8 protein-coding genes and 2 tRNA genes are annotated in these 6076 nt (G+C 39.3%); 9 read left to right on the forward strand and 1 reads right to left on the reverse strand.

Features of this window, described 5'->3' with window-relative positions; all coding sequences use genetic code 11:
* Window positions 1-2: 2 nt before the first annotated feature.
* From J6O61_RS09725 to J6O61_RS09765, 9 genes are all read left to right on the forward strand, one after another.
* A complete protein-coding gene (locus tag J6O61_RS09725) occupies window positions 3-863 on the forward strand; it encodes a class C sortase (protein WP_292212467.1) in 861 nt (286 codons plus the stop codon).
* Complete coding sequence (locus tag J6O61_RS09730; RefSeq protein ID WP_292212470.1) at window positions 863-2017, forward strand: Cna B-type domain-containing protein; 1155 nt, start codon at window positions 863-865, stop codon at window positions 2015-2017. The genes J6O61_RS09725 and J6O61_RS09730 overlap by 1 nt, the downstream gene beginning before the upstream one ends.
* A gap of 344 nt (window positions 2018-2361) precedes the next feature.
* Complete coding sequence (locus tag J6O61_RS09735) at window positions 2362-2610, forward strand: TIGR03905 family TSCPD domain-containing protein (RefSeq protein WP_292212473.1); 249 nt, start codon at window positions 2362-2364, stop codon at window positions 2608-2610.
* On the forward strand, window positions 2603-3247 hold the full coding sequence (locus J6O61_RS09740) for a sortase (RefSeq protein ID WP_292212476.1): 645 nt from the start codon (window positions 2603-2605) through the stop codon (window positions 3245-3247). Before J6O61_RS09735 ends, J6O61_RS09740 begins: the two co-directional genes overlap by 8 nt.
* Window positions 3248-3412: 165 nt before the next feature.
* Window positions 3413-4186 carry an adaptor protein MecA gene (locus tag J6O61_RS09745; RefSeq protein ID WP_292212478.1) on the forward strand — a complete coding sequence of 258 codons (774 nt, stop codon included), beginning with the start codon at window positions 3413-3415 and terminating at the stop codon, window positions 4184-4186.
* A gap of 15 nt (window positions 4187-4201) precedes the next feature.
* Window positions 4202-5107, forward strand: a complete 906-nt coding sequence (locus J6O61_RS09750) for an arginase family protein (RefSeq protein WP_292212480.1) — start codon at window positions 4202-4204, stop codon at window positions 5105-5107.
* Window positions 5108-5204: 97 nt separating this feature from the next.
* On the forward strand, window positions 5205-5537 hold the full coding sequence (locus J6O61_RS09755; RefSeq protein WP_292212483.1) for a hypothetical protein: 333 nt from the start codon (window positions 5205-5207) through the stop codon (window positions 5535-5537).
* An 85-nt stretch (window positions 5538-5622) separates the two neighbouring features.
* Window positions 5623-5705 (forward strand) — tRNA-Leu (locus J6O61_RS09760).
* 47 nt (window positions 5706-5752) lie between these two features.
* Window positions 5753-5836, forward strand: a tRNA-Leu gene (locus J6O61_RS09765).
* Here J6O61_RS09765 and J6O61_RS09770 read toward each other — a convergent pair.
* A partial coding sequence (locus J6O61_RS09770) for a hypothetical protein (RefSeq protein ID WP_292212484.1) occupies window positions 5818-6076 on the reverse strand: 259 nt, incomplete at its 5' end. The genes J6O61_RS09765 and J6O61_RS09770 overlap by 19 nt on opposite strands.

Raw genomic sequence — 6076 nt, forward strand, 5'->3', positions numbered from 1 at the left:
TTATGAAAAAGAAAAAGGGATTGAAAAAACAAATACCTAACATTGTATTTGGTGTTATTTTTTTGATTGGAATAGCTATCTTTCTTTATCCATCCGTAAGTAATTATATAAATTCCCAGCATCAGAGCAAGGCAATTAGTAATTATGATGAAGCTATATCCAATATGACACAGGAGGATTACAGTAAATTTTGGGAAGAGGCATATAAGTACAACGAAGCATTGACTCAAAAGGCTATGAACTTTACTCTTTCTGACGAAGAACTAGAGGAGTACAATAGTGTACTTAATCCTACAGGCACAGGTATTATAGGATATATAGAAATAGAAAATATTGGGGTTAATCTACCAATATACCATGGAACTTCAGAATCAGTTTTGCAGACGGGAATAGGACATCTTGAAGGAACTTCTTTTCCTACAGGAACTAGTTCTACACATGCTGTACTTTCAGGACACAGAGGACTTCCATCCTCAAAACTTTTTACGGATTTGGATCAGATGATAGTAGGAGATACTTTTCTTTTGCATATCATGGATCAGACTTTTGCTTATCAGGTTGATAATATAAGCATAGTATTGCCGGAAGAAGTAACCGGATTGGCAATAGTAAATGGAGAGGAATATGTCACGCTGGTGACTTGTACGCCGTATGGTGTAAATACTCACAGGCTCCTTGTAAGAGCAAAGCGTGTTGATTATAACGAAGAGACAAAACTTATCGTACCTGCTGATGCAACGAGGTACGGGAATATGATAATTGCTCCTTTTATCGGAGCACCAATGCTGCTGATAGCATTTATTATTTTTATGGTTATGACTAGAAAGCCCAAGAAGAAAGCAGCAAAAACTGAGGTTGACTAATGATTAAATGTTTGCGAAACCTTAACAGAATATTGATGGCTGCGGCTGTGGTTATTTTCGCGGCTGCAAGTATTTCTTTACCTGTAGAGGCCAGGGGACTTATCGATATGAACTGGCAGGACAAGGGAGAGATGACTCTTGTTTATAAGTTTGATGATAAGCTTCTTCAGGGGATGGAAGTTGATGCATATCTGGTGGCAGATATAAATGAGAACGGTGAGTTCACACTTATTGATGAACTTAAGGACCAGCCTGTTACTGACATCAACAGGATTACTGACCAGAGTCAGTGGGATGATGTGATTGATACTATTGAGCCTTATGTTTATAGTCATATGACTCCTGCAGCTCATTCAGTAGCTGATGCTAGTGGTGAAGCACACTTTGAAAACCTTCATCTTGGACTGTACATGATCCGTACTGCGGCGCTATATGATGCTGAGGAGGCATGTACTTATGTGGTTGATACTTTTTTGATATCAGTACCGACAACAGATGAAAATGATACCTGGGTAAATCCGGTTTATGCTCCAATATTACGAGCAAAATGTTCTCAAGAGTATCCCAAAACCTATGAAATCAGAAAGGTTTGGAAGGACTCCGGAAATGAGGATAAACGTCCTGTATCAATCAGCGTAGATTTGTACAGAGACGGAGAGAATGTTCAGACTGTAGAACTTAGTGCTTCAAATAGCTGGTTCTATACCTGGTCAGATTTGGATTATACTGACGAGTCAGGTAATACATCGGCTCATAGCTGGACAATAAAGGAAAATATCAGTTCAGATTCGAATTATACAGTTAATACAATAGAAAGCTCATACAATGGGGAGAGCAGTAAGGTTATTCTGTTTACTCTGGAAAACACTTACAACGAGCCGGAGATACCCGATACTCCGGATGAGCCGGAAACACCGGATACTCCTGACACACCTGATGAGTCTGAAACACCGGAAAATCCGGATACGCCTGATACACAAACACTTCCTGATCTTCCTGAAGTGCTTGGGGCATTCAGAAATCTTCCTGCAGTATTGGGAGCAAGGAGACTTCCTCAGACAGGGCAATTATGGTGGCCGCTTCCGATATTGATAATTGCAGGGGTTTTATTTATTGTTAAAGGAATCATGAAAAACAGGAAAAATGCCGGTTGACAGATGATTGTACCGAATTTAGTAAGTGATTGATGCTGATTGCACCTTGTGTTTGACCGCAGGGTGCAATTTTATATATTTATTTGTAAAAACTGTCTGCATCCGAAACTAAACAATTGTATCAGGTATGTTACTGTTCAGACAGAAATGCGCACTATGCTGCGCATTTCGTGAGAATATGATTCAGGAGTGAGCGCATTTCTTCGACGAAGTCGAACTTAAATGAATGCGCGAATCAGTTACTGTAGCGAGCTGGAAGCGAGTGAACAGTAACTCAGGTATTGACAAATATATAAATGTCGCTAAATTTGATATAATAAAGATATAGAAAGAGGTAAGAGATAATGATTTACAAAACAAAGGGAACATGCTCTACACAGATTGATATAGAGCTTAATGGAGATACCATTGGAGCTGTTAAGTTTACAAACGGGTGTAATGGTAACCTACAGGGAATTTCAAAGCTTGTAGAGGGAATGAAGTGCGAGGATGCCATAAGTAAGCTTAGAGGCATTAAATGCGGATTTAAGAATACTTCATGCCCCGATCAGCTTTCCTATGCGATTGAAGAGGCGATGAGGCAGAATGCGTAGACAACTGACCGGATATACTTACATTTTAATTGGAACAGCACTAATATTCATAGCAGCATTTTTGATAAAGCATAATCTTGAGGAATCAGCTGCTGCCGGAAGTGCATCAGACAAAATGCTTGAAGGTGTTATTGAACAGATGCCCGGTGTGGTTTTGGAAAACCTGTCCGGTGATATGCCTGTTGTAGATGTAGATGGACACAGTTTTGTTGGAACTGTCGAGATTCCTTCTTTGGGACTTCTTTTACCGGTTCAGAGTAGTTGGAGCCAGGAAGATGCAAAATATGCTGTTTGCAGATATAAGGGATCGATGTACGACAATGACCTGATCATTGCGGGGCATAACTATTCAGAGCATTTTGGTAATTTGAATCGGTTAAATTCCGGAGACGAAGTTATTGTAACAGATATGAACGGAATGAGCGTTTATTATGAAGTTACAAACATGGAAACACTCGGGGCATATGATGTAGAGGAAATGGAGGCCGGTGAGTGGGATTTGACTCTTTTTACCTGTACTTTAGGTGGAGCAAATCGTGTCACAGTAAGATGTGAGTCTACGGGAAAGTATAGCGAGACAGGAACGGCACCTGATGTTATTAAGGCGGCAGAGGAAAGTAAACATATCAGAAGATGAGCGCTTTTCTTATGCAAAAACGCGTTTTAGCCGATAAACTTACTGTAATATTATAGTATCTTAATAGAAATTTTAGCACTCTCACCTAGACAGTGCTAATTCGAGGCGCTATAATTACAGTACAAAATGGAGCGAATGTATCCAAAGGAGAGGAGATGATGCGTAGTGATAATAGTAAAAATGAATTCAACAACAGTAGAATGCAGTATCGCGGCATCTGAACTTCATGAAATTGGGCTTACTCCTGAGGCAGTTATAGAAGGGGCAGAGAATACCACTTCGTTTTTTGCACAGCTCAACAAGGAAGTTGGAGCACAGCTTGATTATGACCCGGAAACTGAGGTCATGATGATGAGTAAGAATATGATGATGGATGGAAGTGTGCGCATCTTCGCTGTTAAGATGAGCAATGAAGATATTCAGAAAGCAACAGACCGTATTCGCGGAGCAGCTGATACTATTCTTAAAATGCTGACCCAGGAAAAGGTAGATGACATCAAAGCCAAGACAGGCAAGGAAAAGGGTGTTGCCCTCAATGAAGTTATCACTAATGTGACGGAGACGATAAATAAGATTTATGGTAAAGATGACTTTGAAACACCTGATATAAATCAGGCAACCACAAGTTATCAGCCACTTTCAGAGTATGCAAGATACATGATGGAATTTGACAACTTTGATGAAACAAAGCGTTTTTCAAAGGTTGTACAGAGACTACCTATTGTGGATTCCAGCCTGTATAAGTATGAGAATCGCTATTACCTTATTGCAGGACTTATGTCAGCTAATGAGAGTATTATTTATGACATGAGAAGGGCAGGCGTTGAATATTCCCGGATGCTTACAGTCAATGCTCCTGAAGCTATGTTTATAGCTGAGCATGGAGAAAAGCTTATTGCCGAGGATGCAATCATACATTTGGCAGATCTTGCGAGATAATTTGAAGGACTAAACATGAAGGCAGAATTTACAGTTTTTAATTTTTCGGGAATTTATGATGATGAGAGCTTTTATCGAAGAGATAAAGGCTCTTCATTTTGTGGAAAGATCGTGGATTTAAGAGATGTTCCCGGGACAAACTGTTTGTGCGATGATTTTGCAAGAAAAGAAATCAGGAAAAGAATTCTGGATCATCTTAGAAAATCTATATTAGGCGAAGAGCCTGCTTTTGAAGATAAGCTGTTAAACAATTTTACAAAAGGTGTTCATTTCATTGATTCCGGAAACTATCATTATATGTCAGCTCTTTTATTGGAAATGATAAATGAGCCATTTTCACTTGTGGTGCTGGATCATCATCCGGATATGCAGCCATCGATGTTTGGAGATATTCTATCCTGCGGAAGCTGGGTAAAAGAAGTTATTGATAAGAATCCATATGTGAAGGATGTACATGTAATAGGGGCTGATAGAAAGCTTATTGATGAGCTTGATGAGACGGATGTTGGAAAAGTGAAATTTTATGACAGAGAAGATGTGATTATAAGGTTGACTGAAAAGAATGTAGGAATTGGTAACTTTAAAATTAGTCTTCCGCAAACAGATTACCCTGTTTACCTATCAATTGACAAAGACGTTATTTCAAAAGAATACCTGGAGACTAATTGGGACCAGGGTGATTTTACAGATATAGAAGTTTTGGAATTTACAAGAGCTCTTTTGGCAGAAAAGAATGTGATCGGAGTTGATATATGTGGTGAGAGCTCATATGATCAGGATGGTGCTGCTCTTGAAAGAGCCATTGCACAAAATGATAAGTTTAACATGGAATTGCTTGAACTTATAAAGACTGAAATAATGCGCATCGAATCTATTTCTTTGCGGATAAATCTATATGTTTCACAATTTGATCGAAGATGAACAAATCAGCATATCGGTGTAAAAATAAACGAAATATAGTATAATATTTTCAGACTCACTTTAAGGTCATTTTTATGATATAAATCATGGAGGCAACATGGAAAAAAGATTCAGAGATTATTTAAGGCATCTTGAGAAGCTTGATTTTGAAGTTCTTTCTGAGGATGAAGTTTTTTCAGAAAGGGAAGGAATAGTGATGCAGACAACTGTTCTTCATCAGGAACTTATGAGAACACTTACGGCTATTATAGGATTTCTTACATGTGCCAGTATTTTTCTTGCAGCCGGATTTGTAAAATTCTTCTTTGTGAGTTTTATCTTTGCAGGTATATTTGCCGTTGCGGCTGTGATTTGTGCTGTTCATTACAAGGATATATCTGATGTAATGAAAAAAATGTATTTTTATATCGATAAGTTGACAAGACTTTAAAATTTTTTCTGAAAAAGATTGCAATAAAATTCCAAAAAAGTATTGACAGTGCGGGCAAAAGTGGGTATCATTATCTACGTTGCACGCAGGAGTGGCGGAATGGCAGACGCGCATGGTTCAGGTCCATGTGTTGGCAACAACATGAGGGTTCAAGTCCCTTCTCCTGCACTAGAGTTTATCTAGTGCAATGAAGTGGTTTGTACATATATAGAATTGCGGAAGTGTCGGAATTGGCAGACGAGCAAGACTAAGGATCTTGTGATGCTTACATCGTGAGGGTTCAAGTCCCTTCTTCCGCACGAAACAAAAGGATCAACTCGAAAGAGTTGGTCCTTTTTGTTTTGCGCGGAAGGGGACTCTCACCCAGCAGCTTCGCTGCGCGGGTTTCCCTAAAGGGAGGATAATCAAAGTTTTTGAGGGTTTGCCAAAGTTTTTGAGGGTCTGACTTGAGGGTCAGACCCTTTTTGAGTGGGAGTTTTTGAGGGTTTAGTTTGAGGGGCTGGTTTGAGGGGCTGGTTTGAGGGTTTGGTTTGAGGGTC

This window comes from Butyrivibrio sp. (assembly GCF_017635265.1).
Lineage (GTDB): Bacteria > Bacillota > Clostridia > Lachnospirales > Lachnospiraceae > Butyrivibrio.

What these genes read in the sequence shown, in the direction of transcription:
- J6O61_RS09725 (WP_292212467.1), top strand. Translation starts at nt 3, where the DNA reads ATGAAAAAGAAAAAGGGATTGAAAAAACAAATACCTAACATTGTATTT.
- J6O61_RS09730 (WP_292212470.1), top strand. Translation starts at nt 863, where the DNA reads ATGATTAAATGTTTGCGAAACCTTAACAGAATATTGATGGCTGCGGCT.
- J6O61_RS09735 (WP_292212473.1), top strand. Translation starts at nt 2,362, where the DNA reads ATGATTTACAAAACAAAGGGAACATGCTCTACACAGATTGATATAGAG.
- J6O61_RS09740 (WP_292212476.1), top strand. Translation starts at nt 2,603, where the DNA reads ATGCGTAGACAACTGACCGGATATACTTACATTTTAATTGGAACAGCA.
- J6O61_RS09750 (WP_292212480.1), top strand. Translation starts at nt 4,202, where the DNA reads ATGAAGGCAGAATTTACAGTTTTTAATTTTTCGGGAATTTATGATGAT.
- J6O61_RS09755 (WP_292212483.1), top strand. Translation starts at nt 5,205, where the DNA reads ATGGAAAAAAGATTCAGAGATTATTTAAGGCATCTTGAGAAGCTTGAT.